Genomic DNA, 14851 nt, shown 5'->3' with positions numbered 1-14851 from the left:
CTGGCGTTGAGGGTGTTTGCAGGCCTCAACGGCAGATGTTAACCCAGATCGCCAAAACGCACCTGTAGCGCGGTAATAGCGGTGAGCGCGGTGGTTTCAGTGCGTAATACGCGTGGCCCCAACAGAATATCAGTAAATTGATGCTGTGCGGTCATGGCAATTTCATCGGCGCTCAGCCCGCCTTCAGGGCCGATCAGTAAGCGCACGCGCTGGACCGGAAGGGGTAGGGTGTTGATGCTCTGGCTGGCGCGGGGGTGCAGGTTGAGCTTTAGCCCCTCGTCAGGCTCGGCGCACCAGTCTTCCAGATCCATCGCCGGACGGATTTCCGGGATGCGGTTGCGCCCGCACTGTTCGCAGGCGGCGATAGCGATTTTCTGCCACTGCTGAATTTTCTTGTGTAACCGTTCGGCATCCAGCTTAACGCCGCAGCGCTCGGAAAATAGCGGGGTAATGACGTTCACGCCCAGCTCAATGGATTTCTGGATGGTAAATTCCATCTTTTCGCCGCGCGACATCACCTGGCCTAAATGCAAATGCAGCGGCGATTCACGATTGTCTTCGGCGGCGCTGAGCACCTGAACCCGCACGCTTTTCTTATCGGCATGGGTAATGCGGGCGTCAAATACCTGATTTGACCCGTCGAACAGCTGTAGCTGGTGGTCCGGGCCCATACGCAGCACGCGGCCAACGTGATTGGCGGCGTCGTCGCTTAATGCGATTTCAAGATTAGGGCTGAGAGGCTCAGGGTGATAAATGCGGGGAATGCGCATAACGATAATCCGGTCAAAGGCGTTCCCCCTGACATGAGGGGGGAACGGCAGTTTTCAATGCCCGGTAGTGTAGGTTAGCTCTTTTGGGCCTGGCAAGCCTGCTGAACATAGGGGTTGTGATTGCCCTGCACGCGGGCAATCCGCTCGTCGCGTTCGCACTCCCACGCGGTGACCGGGTAAAGCTTATTCCAGGCGTTGAATAGCTGAGTTTGCTGACGGGACAGCGTCAGTGAATATTTATCCCGCATATAGAAATAGGTGCGGGCAATGGCCCCGCGCGCCCGCGCTGGCGGCTCGGCCAATTTTTCTTTGAAATCAACTTTCATCGCGCACTGGCCGTACTGGCCTTCCCCGCCGTTCCACTGGCTGTACATAAAGTTGCCGCGATCGCCATTTACCTCGCCCACCGCAGGCTGCAGGTTATGCATATCGCTTTCCATGGTGCGATAAACCGGGTCTTTAGCGCAGTTTTTCCGTCCGCCGTCCTGCCAGCACTGGCGCTGATGGCCGAACTGCCAGGCGGGCACCACGTGTTCCCATTCGATGCGCGAAGCGCGGTTCTCATTTTTGCGCACTTTATAACCACAAGATTCCAGATCGGGGATACCTTTTTTCCCCTGCCAGGTAATCTTGCAGCCGCAATAAAAATCGCCAGGGGCGTTAGCGTTGACTTTCACCCCTGCGGCTTTGGCCTGTGAAAAGTTATTAATTTCAGCGCTGTTTGCGCTCCATGAAAACGCGGCTGCAACGCCTGCAACCGCCAGAATAAATTTGCGAGACATCCCGGACTCCGTGTCAAAACGAGCCCGCACCGTAACCAACGGTGGCATCGGTTGCAATCAGTCAGATCAGAAAATTTCCAGATAACGCGCTAAAAACTAACTTGTTGTCGATTCTGGTTTCAGTTTCTCGCCGCAGTGCACGCAGCGGTACTCGGTTTCGCCGCGCAGTACCCGGTTATGACGCCGCACCGTGAGCTGATGGAGCTGGCAACGACAGCGGTAGGGGAAGGTGTTGCGTGCCAGCGAGTCCAGCGCGAACTGATGGGTGCGTCGCGCCGGAATGCCCAGCACGCTCTCCATCATCCACTTCCACTCTTTGCCATGGGGCGCAACGCGGCCAAACTGTTTCCACACCAGTAGATGGGCCAGTTCATGGGGCACCACTTCTTCCACAAAAGCCTGAAGATTTTCCTGCAAAAGCGTGGGATTAAGGCGGATTTCATAGCGTTCAAGCCAGGCGGTGCCCGCAGCGGTGCCGCGCTGTTGATAGACCAGTTTTGGCTCAGGGTAGTCGCGGCCAAGATGCTGGTTGGCCCGCGCTAAATTGTCGCGCAGGCTGCGCATCACGGCTTGTTGAGTGGCGATAGGGAGACGCAGGGTTTTCATAACGGCAAAGCATAGAGGGAAGGGGATAGTGCTGCAACCGAAAGACGCCCTCCCCGCAGAGAGGGCGTAACAATTAGTTGTGCGAGCCGATTTCGCGCAGGCGACGGCCTTTCATCAGGTTGCGTTCGATATGCTCCAGGGAGATATGCTTGGTCTCTGGCACCAGCCACAGGGTCAGCACAATAAACAACAGGTTCAACCCGCCGTACACCCAGAAGGTATTGGCGTTGCCCAGGGTATTCAGCATCGTCAGGAAGGTTGCGCCGACGATCATGTTGGCGATCCAGTTAGTGGCGGTAGAACAGGTGATGCCGAAATCACGTCCTTTCAAGGGCTGGATTTCCGAGCACAGCACCCAAATCAGCGGACCGGCGCTCATAGCGAAGCCCACGATAAACATCAGCAGCATCGCGACGGCGAAATACTGACCGGTGGCGGTTTCGATACCGGCATGCATCTGATAACCCAGAATGCCCATGCCTGTCGCCATTACCAGGAAGCCCAACACCAGCGTCGGTTTACGGCCCCAGCGATCCACCAGGCCGATGGCGATAAAGGTCGCCAGCACGTTGGTCAAACCGACAATCACCGTACCCCACATCTGCTCTTTGGTATTGGCATAGCCCGCCAGCTCAAAGATTTTCGGGGCGTAATACATGATGACGTTCATCCCGGTGAACTGCTGCATTACCTGTAATAGTACGCCGAGGAAGACCGCTCGGCGGAAGTTACTGTTGTCTTTGAACAGCGCCCAGCCGCTCTGTTTGACCTTCAGGCTTTCACGGATCTCATCCAGTTCGCGTCTCGCTTCGGCGCTGGAGTCGCGCAGATGCATCAGCACGCGTTCCGCATCGTGGAAGCGGCGTTTAGCGGCGAACCAGCGCGGGCTGTCGGGAAGGAAGAATACGCCAATCAGCAACAGCACAGCCGGAATAGTGATGATCCCCAGCATCCAGCGCCAGGCACCTGCATCGCTAAACGCGGTATCGGAAAGATAGGCGGCGAGAATACCGATGGTGATCATCAGCTGATACATCGAAATCATGCTGCCGCGAATTTTTTCCGGCGCGATTTCAGAAAGGTACAGCGGCGCGGTGTAGGAGGCAATACCCACCGCCAGGCCGAGCAGCACGCGGGAGACGATTAAGATCTCAACGTTAGGCGCGGCAGCGGAACAGAGTGAACCTGCCACAAACAGCACCGAACCGATCATCAGGCTTTTTCTACGCCCGAGAGAGGAAGAGAGCCATCCACTGCCTACGGCACCCACGGCGGCACCGAACATCATTGAACTCACCACCCATTCCTGCTGATGAGCGGTGATCTGGAAATCGTCAGTGATAAACGGCAGTGCGCCTGCAATAACCCCGATATCCAGACCAAAAAGTAACCCTGCCAGTGCAGCCAGAAAGCAGACGAAAAACGTCATGCGTCTATTTTTATTCTTGTCAGGCATCATGCCCTCCCATTGAATTATTGATTTTATCAATGAAAGGGTAGGTGATAATCACGCAGACAATTGTGATGAGAATCACATCAATGTAATCGCTTACACTTGATAAGATTGATGGATTGAAAATTAACTCATTAAAAACAATTGTTTAATTTAATTGGAAAGAGTTATAAACATAATGTTTAAGATAAAACTGAAATTAATGTAACTACTATCATTTTAACCAGACACTAAAAGAAAATTCCTAAAATAGTGTGTATGAAAGCCGCTGTAATCGTTCTCACAGGACAAGTGAATAACGGAAATAAAAAAGGCCAGCACGAGGCTGGCCTTCAAAGATTGCGGGTAACTTATTTCAGACCGGCAGCGTCACGCAGCAGCGCGGCTTTGTCGGTTTTTTCCCACGGGAAATGCTCGCGACCAAAGTGACCGTATGCCGCGGTCTCTTTGTAGATCGGGTGCAGCAGATCCAGCATCTGGATCAGACCATACGGACGCAGGTCGAAGAACTCGCGAACCAGCAGAGTCAGCTGCTCGGTGGCGATTTTCTCGGTGCCAAAGGTTTCCACCATGATGGAGGTCGGTTCAGCCACGCCAATCGCGTAGGAAACCTGAATTTCACAACGGTCAGCCAGGCCGGCCGCAACGATGTTTTTCGCTACATAACGCGCCGCGTAAGCTGCGGAACGGTCAACTTTTGACGGATCCTTACCCGAGAACGCGCCGCCGCCGTGACGAGCCATGCCGCCGTAGGTATCAACGATGATTTTACGCCCGGTCAGACCGCAGTCGCCCATCGGGCCGCCGATCACGAAACGACCGGTTGGGTTGATGAAGTATTTGGTGGTTTCGCTCAGCCATTCCGCAGGCAGAACCGGCTTGATGATCTCTTCCATCACCGCTTCGTGCAGCGATTTCTGGTCGATGTCTTCCGCGTGCTGGGTAGACAGAACAACGGCATCGATACCGACGATTTTGTTGTTGTCGTACTGGAAAGTGACCTGGCTTTTCGCATCCGGACGCAACCACGGCAGGGCGCCGTTTTTGCGTACTTCAGCCTGGCGCTGCACCAGACGGTGTGCATAGGTGACCGGCGCTGGCATCAGCACGTCGGTTTCGTTGGTGGCATAACCAAACATCAGGCCCTGGTCGCCCGCGCCTTGTTCCAGCGGATCGGTGCGGTCAACGCCCTGGTTGATGTCCGGAGACTGTTTGCCAATTGCACTTAACACCGCGCAGGAGTTGGCATCAAAGCCCATATCAGAATGCACGTAGCCGATTTCGCGGACCGTGTTGCGGGTGATCTCTTCGATATCAACCCATGCGCTGGTGGTGATTTCACCGCCCACTAAAACCATGCCGGTTTTCACATAAGTTTCGCAGGCCACGCGCGCTTTCGGATCTTGTTCCAGGATTGCGTCAAGGACTGCATCGGAGATCTGGTCAGCGATTTTATCGGGATGCCCTTCTGATACAGACTCGGATGTAAAAAGGTGTTTAGCCATATTCGTTTAAACTCGGTATTAATATGTTGACTCAACGTATTGTATTAAAAGCACTTACCTGCCTTCTGGCAGCGGCTTGCAGGCAATACAGGCGATGAGTGTTAATCCTCTTTTTCTCTTACCGGGCGGTTTCGCCTTGTGCAAAGTATCCTGAAGCACAATGGGTATATAGATGGATTAACATCTGGACGGCTATTCTAGGTCATTTATTCATCCCTTTTCCAGCGATTTTTACCCGGCGTTAAACAGGCGAAACGGTGGAAATGGCAATATTTCCTGACATCGGCGTCAATCACGCGATTTTTATTTTGCATTTACCCCCTGTTGTCGGTATAAAACGGCGCGCGCGGCTTCTCCATTTTCGCTTTTGCAGCGAAGGGTGAAAAAAAGCGCACGACGATTGTTCGTGTCGCCACTTCCAGCCGGGTTGAGCATTAACCATTAGCTTTGCTTGTCGCTTGCCCCTAAAGGCTGGCGTGGAGGTGATACGAAATAATGAATCGGAGTAATCTGCAGAATCTGTCACACCGTTCTGGTGTACTGTTGTCCCTCTCAACCTGCATCCCTTTTTTGCAAACCTGCCGATGTTCTACCCATCTCGGCGCTTCTCAGGATTCCCGGGCCGGTTAAGGCTTGCGATAACTGAACAAGGGCGCTCTTGCTCAGCAAGGGTTTTCTCGTGGTTTCGTCGAACCTGTCATACAGCGTTCGGATACGTGTTTTACAATGATATGAATATGAAACCGGTCGCACAGCGGGGCGGTCAGCGTACTATGCTGCCAGGTCCGGCTGTTTATGGGTTGTTATCGCATTTTAACGCTGCGATAGTAGTCAACTTCGCTATGCCCGACGGTATCGGGTATACACTTCCAACAGAGTTTGAGGTTCGCTATGTCTGACGACATGTATTCGTTTTCGCCTTCGTCAGCAGGCGAACAGGGTGTACTACGTTCCATGCAGGAGGTTGCAATGAGTTCTCAGGAAGCCAGTAAAATGCTGCGCACCTACAACATTGCCTGGTGGGGCAATAATTACTATGACGTCAACGAACTGGGCCATATCAGCGTCTGCCCGGATCCCGACGTCCCGGAAGCCCGCGTGGATCTCGCCAAACTGGTGAAAGCCCGTGAAGCGCAAGGTCAGCGCTTGCCTGCGTTATTCTGCTTCCCGCAGATTTTGCAGCACCGCCTGCGTTCTATTAATGCCGCGTTTAAACGCGCGCGCGAATCCTATGGCTATAACGGCGACTATTTCCTGGTGTACCCGATTAAGGTTAACCAGCATCGTCGCGTCATCGAAACGCTGATCCACTCTGGCGAACCGCTGGGCCTGGAAGCAGGCTCTAAAGCGGAGCTGATGGCCGTGCTGGCCCATGCGGGCATGACGCGTTCCGTTATCGTCTGTAACGGCTATAAAGACCGTGAGTACATTCGTCTGGCATTAATTGGTGAAAAGATGGGCCACAAGGTCTATCTGGTTATCGAGAAAATGTCGGAAATCCGCATCGTGCTGGAAGAGGCCGAGCGGCTGAACGTGGTGCCGCGTCTGGGCGTGCGTGCCCGTCTGGCGTCCCAGGGCTCTGGCAAATGGCAGTCCTCCGGCGGCGAAAAATCAAAATTCGGCCTGGCGGCGACCCAGGTGCTGCAACTGGTTGAGATGCTGCGCGAAGCGGGCCGCCTCGACAGCCTGCAACTGCTGCATTTCCACCTCGGCTCGCAGATGGCCAATATTCGCGACATCGCTACCGGCGTACGTGAATCGGCGCGTTTCTACGTTGAACTGCATAAGCTGGGCGTGAATATCCAGTGCTTCGACGTGGGCGGTGGTCTGGGCGTGGACTATGAAGGCACCCGTTCGCAGTCTGACTGCTCGGTGAACTACGGTCTGAACGAATACGCCAACAACATCATTTGGGCGATTGGCGATGCCTGTGAAGAAAACGGACTGCCGCACCCGACGGTGATCACCGAGTCTGGCCGCGCAGTCACCGCGCACCATACCGTGCTGGTATCCAATATCATCGGCGTTGAGCGCAACGAATACACCGTGCCCACCGCGCCTGCTGAAGACGCGGCGCGCGCGCTGCAAAGCATGTGGGAAACCTGGCAGGAGATGCACGAGCCGGGCACCCGCCGCTCGCTGCGCGAATGGCTGCACGACAGCCAGATGGACCTGCATGACATTCACGTGGGCTATTCCTCTGGCGCGTTTAGCCTGCAGGAGCGCGCGTGGGCGGAGCAGCTCTACCTGAGCATGTGTCATGAAGTGCAGAAACAGCTTGATCCGAGCAACCGCGCCCATCGTCCGATAATCGACGAATTGCAGGAACGTATGGCGGACAAGATGTACATCAACTTCTCCCTGTTCCAGTCGATGCCGGATGCCTGGGGTATCGACCAGCTGTTCCCGGTGATGCCGCTGGAAGGGCTGAACCAGATCCCGGAACGTCGCGCGGTGCTGCTGGATATCACCTGTGACTCTGACGGTGCCATCGATCACTATATCGACGGCGACGGGATTGCCACCACCATGCCGATGCCGGAGTACGACCCGGAGAACCCGCCGATGCTGGGCTTCTTTATGGTGGGCGCGTATCAGGAAATTCTTGGCAACATGCACAACCTGTTCGGCGATACCGAAGCGGTTGACGTGTTTGTATTCCCTGATGGCAGCGTCGAAGTGGAGCTGTCCGACGAAGGGGATACCGTGGCGGATATGCTGCAATACGTGCAGCTCGATCCGGGTACGCTGCTGACCCAGTTCCGCGATCAGGTGAAAAACACCGATCTGGACGATGCGCTGCAACAGCAGTTCCTCGAAGAGTTTGAAGCCGGTCTTTACGGGTACACTTACCTGGAAGACGAGTAACTACCCGGCTGCGTCTGCCTGGCTATACTGATGGGCATGCAGACGCTTGAACCCGGCATCAAACACGGCGATAATTCGCGCCAGCAAACTGACTCTAATCAATCCCTTCCTCGTCGGGCTTAACGACGCGGAGGGGATTTTTTTTACATCGACTTTACGAAAGAGGTCATATCAATGAGCACCTTAGGCCATCAATACGATAACTCTCTGGTATCCAACGCCTTTGGTTTTTTGCGTTTACCAATGAATTTCCAGCCCTACGACAGCGACGCTGACTGGGTGATCACCGGCGTACCTTTCGATATGGCGACCTCTGGCCGCGCCGGTGGCCGTCACGGTCCGGCGGCGATCCGCCAGGTCTCCACTAACCTCGCCTGGGAACACAACCGCTTTCCGTGGAACTTCGACATGCGCGAGCGCCTGAACGTGGTGGACTGCGGCGATCTGGTTTACGCCTTCGGCGATGCCCGTGAAATGAGCGAAAAACTGCAGGCCCATGCGGAGAAACTGCTGGCTGCCGGTAAACGTATGCTCTCTTTCGGTGGCGACCACTTCGTGACTCTGCCGCTGCTACGCGCTCATGCGAAGCACTTCGGCAAAATGGCGCTGGTACACTTTGATGCGCACACCGATACCTATGCTAACGGCTGCGAGTTCGACCACGGCACCATGTTCTACACCGCGCCAAACGAAGGCCTGATCGATCCAAACCATTCGGTGCAAATCGGCATCCGCACCGAATTCGATAAAGATAACGGCTTCACCGTACTGGACGCCTGCCAGGTGAACGATCGCGGCGTGGACGATATCATCGCCCAGGTTAAGCAGATCGTTGGCGATCTGCCGGTTTACCTGACCTTCGACATCGACTGCCTGGATCCGGCATTCGCACCGGGCACCGGCACCCCGGTGATCGGCGGTCTGACTTCCGATCGCGCCATCAAGCTGGTGCGCGGCCTGAAGGATCTGAACATCGTGGGTATGGACGTAGTAGAAGTGGCTCCGGCTTACGACCAGTCTGAAATCACCGCGCTGGCAGCGGCAACCTTAGCGCTGGAGATGCTGTATATTCAGGCTGCCAAGAAAGGCGAGTAATCTGGCGGGTTTGCCTGCGATAAAAAAAGCGCCTCTCGGCGCTTTTTTATTACTTAATCCCATCCGCTTTCATGCGATCGCGAATATGCTGGGCGCGTTCGGCGGAAGCCGGGTGGTCGTCAAACATCGAGCTTTGGCGGCCCGCTTCCAGCGTCTGGAGCTTCTCGAAACTGGTTGCCAGCCCGATAGGGTTGATCCCGCGTTTGCGCAGCAGATCGTAAGAATAGTCATCCGCTTCCGATTCCTGGCGCTGGGAGAACTGTGCGTTCACCAGTTTCTCGCCCAAATCGCCAAGCTGCGACTGCGACAGGCTGCCGATCACGCCGCCCGCAGAAGCAGCGGCAACGCGCGCGGCGTTAGTACCCAGCGCCACCTGCATCCCTTTTTTGACGTGCCCCAGCGCCACGTGGCCCATTTCATGGCCGATGACCGCTTCGACTTCGTTGTCGTTCATCATGTCCATCAATCCGCTGTAAACGCGGATACAGCCGTTCGCCATGGCGAAGGCGTTGACGTCTTTCGCCATGTAAACCTTATAGTTTACCGGCTGGCCGTTGATGTTATCGCCCAGCGCGGAGGCAATGGTATTCAGACGCTGAGCGTACTGGCTTCCCGCTGGCGCAATCGTCGCCTTGCTGTCCATCTCTTTACAGGCTTCATCGCTGAGCGTTTTGACCTGCGCATCGCTTAAGGTATACGCCTGAAACGCCTCGGCGCCGGAGGTGAGCAAGCCGTTGGAGTCCATATTCTGGCAACCGCTCAGCAGAGCAACGGCAACCAGGCCTGGCAATATCGCGCGCATCTTCATGTGTAGGCTTCCGCTAAAAGTGTCGTAATCAGTTTTTGTTTAGCACATTAACGTGCCGGTAACACTCAGTATAAAGAAGTGCTGAGGGTCTGGGCGAGAAGCTTGCGCAAGCTGCGAGAAGGATCCAGAGATTTCTTAAGCGGCAAAAGGATGCTCCATGTACATAGCATGTACATGGAAAGCGGCTTGGGTTACATTGTGGTTCAATTTTTCCGGGCGTAGCCCATAACGAGCCATCGTCAAGTCGTTAACACGCTTTGTCCTTTAACTATCCGATCTGGAGTCAAAATGTCCTCTCGTAAAGAGCTTGCCAATGCTATTCGTGCGCTAAGCATGGACGCAGTACAGAAAGCCAAATCCGGTCACCCGGGCGCCCCGATGGGCATGGCTGACATTGCCGAAGTCCTGTGGCGTGATTTCCTGAACCATAACCCCAACAACCCGGCCTGGGCTGACCGCGACCGCTTTGTGCTGTCCAACGGCCACGGCTCAATGCTGATTTACAGCCTGCTGCACCTCACCGGCTATGACCTGCCGATTGACGAGCTGAAAAACTTCCGCCAGCTGCACTCGAAAACCCCGGGCCACCCGGAAGTGGGCTACACCGCTGGCGTGGAAACCACCACCGGTCCGCTGGGCCAGGGCATCGCTAACGCCGTGGGCATGGCTATCGCCGAAAAAACGCTGGCGGCGCAGTTCAACCGCCCGGGTCACGACATTGTCGACCACTTCACCTGGGCGTTTATGGGCGATGGCTGCATGATGGAAGGCATCTCCCACGAGGTGTGCTCCCTGGCCGGTACCCTGAAGCTCGGCAAGCTGGTAGCGTTCTATGACGACAACGGTATCTCCATCGACGGTCACGTGGAAGGCTGGTTTACCGACGATACCGCCAAACGCTTTGAAGCCTACGGCTGGCACGTGGTACGCGGCGTGGACGGCCATGACGCGGACGCAATCAAGCGCGCCGTGGAAGAAGCCCGTGCCGTGACCGACAAGCCGTCCCTGCTGATGTGCAAAACCGTTATCGGCTTCGGTTCTCCGAACAAAGCCGGTACGCACGACTCCCACGGCGCGCCGCTGGGCGACGCAGAAGTGGCGCTGACCCGCGAAGCGTTGGGCTGGAAACACGCTGCCTTTGAAATCCCGTCTGAGATCTATGCGCAGTGGGATGCGAAAGAAGCAGGCGCAGCCAAAGAATCCGCCTGGAATGAGAAATTCGCTGCCTACGCGAAAGCCTTCCCGGAGCAGGCTGCTGAGTTTACCCGTCGTATGAAAGGCGAAATGCCGGCTGACTTCGACGCGAAAGCCAACGAATTCATCGCTAAGCTGCAGGCTAACCCGGCGAAAATCGCCAGCCGTAAAGCATCCCAGAACGCCATCGAAGCCTTTGGCCCGCTGTTGCCGGAATTCCTCGGCGGCTCCGCTGACCTGGCCCCGTCTAACCTGACGATCTGGTCCGGCTCGAAAGCGATTAACGAAGACGCAGCAGGCAACTACATTCACTACGGCGTGCGCGAATTCGGTATGACCGCTATCGCTAACGGTATCGCCCTGCACGGCGGCTTCCTGCCGTACACTTCCACCTTCCTGATGTTTGTGGAATACGCCCGTAACGCGGTGCGTATGGCTGCGCTGATGAAACAGCGTCAGGTGATGGTTTACACCCACGACTCCATCGGTCTGGGCGAAGACGGCCCGACCCACCAGCCGGTAGAGCAGACCGCTTCCCTGCGCGTCACCCCGAACATGTCCACATGGCGTCCGTGTGACCAGGTGGAATCCGCGGTAGCGTGGAAATACGGCGTTGAGCGTCAGGACGGCCCGACCGCGCTGATCCTCTCCCGTCAGAACCTGGCACAGCAAGAGCGTACCGAGCAGCAGCTGGCGGATATCGCTCGCGGCGGTTACGTGCTGAAAGATTGCGACGGCCAGCCGCAGCTGATCCTGATTGCCACCGGTTCCGAAGTTGAACTGGCTGTGGCGGCGTGGGATCAACTGTCAGCAGAAGGCATCAAAGCGCGCGTGGTTTCCATGCCGTCTACCGATGCGTTTGAGAAGCAGGATGCGGCATACCGTGAATCCGTGCTGCCGAAAGCGGTTGCTGCACGCGTAGCGGTAGAAGCGGGTATCGCTGACTACTGGTACAAATACGTCGGCCTGAACGGCGCGGTTGTCGGTATGACCACCTTCGGTGAGTCTGCACCGGCAGAGCAGCTGTTTGAAGAGTTCGGCTTCACCGTAGAAAACGTGGTGAAACAGGCGAAAGCGATTCTGTAATTCGCCACAGTAAAAGTGAGGGCCGCTGATGCGGCCCTTTTTTTTATGCGTTAACCAACAGCTGTTCCGGACTGCCGTCCTTGCTGATGCGCCCCTCGCTGAGCTGTATTACGCGCGGAAAGTGGCGGCGGGTAAAATCGTAATCATGGCTGATGGCGATGATGGTATCGCCGCGCTGTTTGCAGCCTGCCAGCCAGCGCTCGAACAAAGCCAGCCAGTGCGCGTCGAAATCCCGGCTCGGTTCATCCAGCAGAATCAACGGCGGTGCCATCGCTTCCAGGCTGGCGACCGCCACCATCCGGCGTTGCGCAACGTGCAGATCCAGCGGATGCGCCTGCGCCACCTCTTCCAGCCCGCACAGCGCCAGGGCCGCGTCGGTACGCTGGCGGATCTCGGCTTCAGGCCGTTTTTGCAACCGCAAGCCGAACGCCACTTCGGCATACACTTCGCTGTGCAGGATCTGATGTTCCGCTTCCTGAAACAGCACGCCGATAAGCCTGGCGCGCTGCTGCGCTTTCAGTTTCGCCAGCGGTTGGTTTTGTATCTGGATCTCGCCCCGGGTCGGTTGCAGTAATCCCGCCATCAGTCGCAACAGGGTGGATTTCCCCGCGCCGTTATCGCCAATCAGCGCCACGCTTTCCTGGGGAGAAACCGCTAGCGACAGCGCGTTAAGACAGGGCTGCGCTGCTTTCGGCCACGAAAAATCAATCTGGTTTATCTTCAACATAGCGGCGTGAGCTCTCCTGCCTTCAGTTGCCATGCCGCCTGGCAGTAGTCGATAACCGGCTGGGGGTTGCGTTCAAACAGCACAATCAGCGCCTGGCGTTGCTGCGCCCATGCTGCAAGCACCGTCAACAGCCGCCGGGTTGCCTGCGGCGTTAAGCGGCTGAATGCTTCATCAAGCAGTAACACGCGAGGCTGCATCGCCAGCGCGCTGGCGATCACCACCCGCTGGGATTCACCCCCGGACAGCGTCGCCGGGTGCCGATGGCGCAATCCCTGGCAATCGGTAAGCGTTAATGCCTCATCGACGCGTTGCAGGATCGCGTGTTCGCTCAGACAAAGGTTTTCCGGGCCGAACGCCACTTCCTCTTCCACGCTAAAGGTACAGCCGGAAAGTTGCAGGGCAGGAGCCTGTTGCACCAGTTGAATGGTCTGCGACTGCTCGACGAGCGAGTTCAGACCGATCGGCTGGCCGAGCAACTGGCCTTTGCCGCTGATTTCTCCAGGCAGAAAATCGGGATACCACCCGGCCAGCAGCTGCGCAAGGGTGCTTTTGCCGCTGCCGTTGCCGCCGAATATCGCCACCATTCCCGGCAGGGAATAATGGAAATTGAGCCTGCCCGAGCGTTGCGTGGCGTGGCGCGGGCGATAGCAAAAATCGTCTAGCGTAACCATAGCCAGGCCCCCGTTTGCGCAAACATCAACGCAATCAGTCCGTAGCGCGCAACGCGTTGCAGGGCGCTATCCGCAGGTGCCCAAAGCGTGGTGCGCCGCGAGTGCAGACGGAAACCGCGCATGTCCAGCGCCGCGCCGCGGACCGCCAAATCGTTTAATGCATTGTGGGTCAACGGCACGATCAGCGCGGGGATAGCGCGCAGGCGCTGGTGCCAGCGGCCATCCAGCGGCACGCCGCGCGCGCGTTGCGCCTCGTTAATGCTGGTGAGCTGGCGCTTAAGTTGTTCCACCACCAGCAGCGGCCCGGCAAACACGTAGGCAATACCCGGCGGCAGACGGCTGGCGAACAGGGCGCGGGTAAACTGGCGCGCCGGAACAAAACCCATCCACAGCTGCGACGTAGAGACAATCGCCAGAATGCGCAGCCACAGCGTTATCGCGTGCGCCCAGCGCTGCGGATCGCGCGGCTGGCCGCTGATCCACTCGGTAAGCCAGCCGCCATGTACCAGCCACAAACCCGCACCCAGCGAAAACATCAGCCAGGCGACATAACGCGCTCTGGGGCGGGTCGCCCTGAACAGCAGGAGTAACAGAAACGCCGTGGCGCTGTAAATCGCCAGAATCAGGCCAGGGGGAAGCAGCAGCGTGGCGCAAGCCGCCCACGCCCACAGCGTTAACGAAGTAAACGGGTGCATTACCGCACAGCCGACATGGTGGGGAAGTGGCGGGTGGTGCGCAGAGGAAGCTGGCGCAGCAGGATCCAGACAATCACCGCCGTCAGGATTTTATCCACCAGGTTTGCGCCCAGTACCGTGACTGCAACGGATTCGACCAGATTCTGCCCCATAGAGTGCATCCAGGCGACGAACAGGTCAGCGCCGCTGCCGGTCACGCCTGCAAACAGCGCGGTACGCAGCGGCACCGCCACCACGGTTACGGCGAGGGTAATGATCACGCCGCTGACGATCACTTTTGGCAAGGTGCGGAACCAGCCTGCTTTCGCCAGCCAGCCGGCCACCAGGCCAATCACCATCGCGACTGGCGCGAAGGCGGCGGCAATCGGGTCGGTGAGCAGTCCCCAAATCAGGTTTGTGATAAGCCCGGTCAGCATGCCGATTAACGGCCCAAGCAGCACGGCGCTGATCAGGGTGCCGATGGAGTCGAGGAAAATAGGCAGCTTCAGCATGCTGATTAATTGCCCGCCGATCATGTTAATCGCGATAGCGATAACGATAAGAGCCAGAGTCTGGCTGGAAAATTGGCGCTGAGCCATAAAATGACCTCTT

General features: G+C 56.8%; 15 protein-coding genes. 5 read left to right on the top strand and 10 right to left on the bottom strand.

Annotated elements, in window-relative coordinates; all coding sequences use genetic code 11:
- Nucleotides 1-38: 38 nt before the first annotated feature.
- The 5 genes from rsmE to metK form a co-directional block, all read right to left on the bottom strand.
- Complete coding sequence (rsmE, locus tag FND52_RS10450) at nt 39-770, bottom strand: 16S rRNA (uracil(1498)-N(3))-methyltransferase (RefSeq protein WP_144130733.1); 732 nt, start codon at nt 768-770, stop codon at nt 39-41.
- A gap of 74 nt (nt 771-844) precedes the next feature.
- Nucleotides 845-1552: a deoxyribonuclease I gene (gene endA / locus FND52_RS10445; protein ID WP_125293228.1), complete on the bottom strand. Its 708-nt coding sequence runs from the start codon at nt 1550-1552 to the stop codon at nt 845-847.
- 96 nt (nt 1553-1648) lie between these two features.
- Complete coding sequence (locus tag FND52_RS10440) at nt 1649-2158, bottom strand: SprT family zinc-dependent metalloprotease (protein WP_125293229.1); 510 nt, start codon at nt 2156-2158, stop codon at nt 1649-1651.
- Between the two features lie 73 nt (nt 2159-2231).
- Nucleotides 2232-3617, bottom strand: a complete 1386-nt coding sequence (locus FND52_RS10435; protein ID WP_376739506.1) for a sugar porter family MFS transporter — start codon at nt 3615-3617, stop codon at nt 2232-2234.
- Nucleotides 3618-3961: 344 nt separating this feature from the next.
- Nucleotides 3962-5116 carry a methionine adenosyltransferase gene (gene metK / locus FND52_RS10430; protein ID WP_125293231.1) on the bottom strand — a complete coding sequence of 385 codons (1155 nt, stop codon included), beginning with the start codon at nt 5114-5116 and terminating at the stop codon, nt 3962-3964.
- Between the two features lie 495 nt (nt 5117-5611).
- Between metK and FND52_RS22095 the strand changes: the two genes are divergently transcribed.
- From FND52_RS22095 to speB, 4 genes are all read left to right on the top strand, one after another.
- On the top strand, nt 5612-5746 hold the full coding sequence (locus FND52_RS22095; RefSeq protein ID WP_419901054.1) for a hypothetical protein: 135 nt from the start codon (nt 5612-5614) through the stop codon (nt 5744-5746).
- Nucleotides 5701-6015, top strand: coding sequence for an acid stress response protein YqgB (yqgB, locus tag FND52_RS22090; protein ID WP_376739505.1), 315 nt, complete (start codon nt 5701-5703; stop codon nt 6013-6015). The genes FND52_RS22095 and yqgB overlap by 46 nt, the downstream gene beginning before the upstream one ends.
- Complete coding sequence (gene speA, locus FND52_RS10420; protein WP_144130731.1) at nt 6008-7984, top strand: biosynthetic arginine decarboxylase; 1977 nt, start codon at nt 6008-6010, stop codon at nt 7982-7984. Before yqgB ends, speA begins: the two co-directional genes overlap by 8 nt.
- Before the next feature lie 174 nt (nt 7985-8158).
- Complete coding sequence (gene speB, locus FND52_RS10415) at nt 8159-9079, top strand: agmatinase (RefSeq protein ID WP_144130730.1); 921 nt, start codon at nt 8159-8161, stop codon at nt 9077-9079.
- Between the two features lie 49 nt (nt 9080-9128).
- Here the strand turns inward: speB and loiP are convergent, their stop codons facing one another.
- Complete coding sequence (loiP, locus tag FND52_RS10410) at nt 9129-9887, bottom strand: metalloprotease LoiP (RefSeq protein WP_125293236.1); 759 nt, start codon at nt 9885-9887, stop codon at nt 9129-9131.
- A gap of 288 nt (nt 9888-10175) precedes the next feature.
- On the opposite strand from loiP, the gene tkt reads away from it, so the two are divergent.
- Nucleotides 10176-12167: a transketolase gene (gene tkt, locus FND52_RS10405; RefSeq protein ID WP_144130729.1), complete on the top strand. Its 1992-nt coding sequence runs from the start codon at nt 10176-10178 to the stop codon at nt 12165-12167.
- Nucleotides 12168-12210: 43 nt separating this feature from the next.
- Here tkt and FND52_RS10400 read toward each other — a convergent pair whose 3' ends face one another.
- From FND52_RS10400 to FND52_RS10385, 4 genes are read right to left on the bottom strand one after another with little or no spacing between them, the layout of a single operon-like run.
- The gene (locus tag FND52_RS10400) at nt 12211-12894 is read right to left on the bottom strand and encodes an energy-coupling factor ABC transporter ATP-binding protein (RefSeq protein WP_144130728.1); all 684 of its coding nucleotides are present in this window, start codon (nt 12892-12894) and stop codon (nt 12211-12213) included.
- Complete coding sequence (locus FND52_RS10395; protein ID WP_144130727.1) at nt 12888-13565, bottom strand: ABC transporter ATP-binding protein; 678 nt, start codon at nt 13563-13565, stop codon at nt 12888-12890. The genes FND52_RS10400 and FND52_RS10395 overlap by 7 nt, the downstream gene beginning before the upstream one ends.
- A complete protein-coding gene (locus FND52_RS10390) occupies nt 13553-14260 on the bottom strand; it encodes an energy-coupling factor transporter transmembrane component T (protein ID WP_125293240.1) in 708 nt (235 codons plus the stop codon). Before FND52_RS10390 ends, FND52_RS10395 begins: the two co-directional genes overlap by 13 nt.
- Nucleotides 14260-14838 (bottom strand): ECF transporter S component, encoded by a 579-nt coding sequence (locus tag FND52_RS10385; RefSeq protein ID WP_125293241.1) that lies wholly within the window; start codon nt 14836-14838, stop codon nt 14260-14262. The genes FND52_RS10390 and FND52_RS10385 overlap by 1 nt, the downstream gene beginning before the upstream one ends.
- Nucleotides 14839-14851 lie beyond the last annotated feature (13 nt).

The organism is Atlantibacter subterraneus (assembly GCF_007570865.1).
Taxonomy (GTDB): domain Bacteria; phylum Pseudomonadota; class Gammaproteobacteria; order Enterobacterales; family Enterobacteriaceae; genus Atlantibacter; species Atlantibacter subterraneus.
The sequence above is the reverse complement of the archived record's forward strand: the minus strand, read 5'-3'. Positions and strand labels throughout refer to the sequence as shown.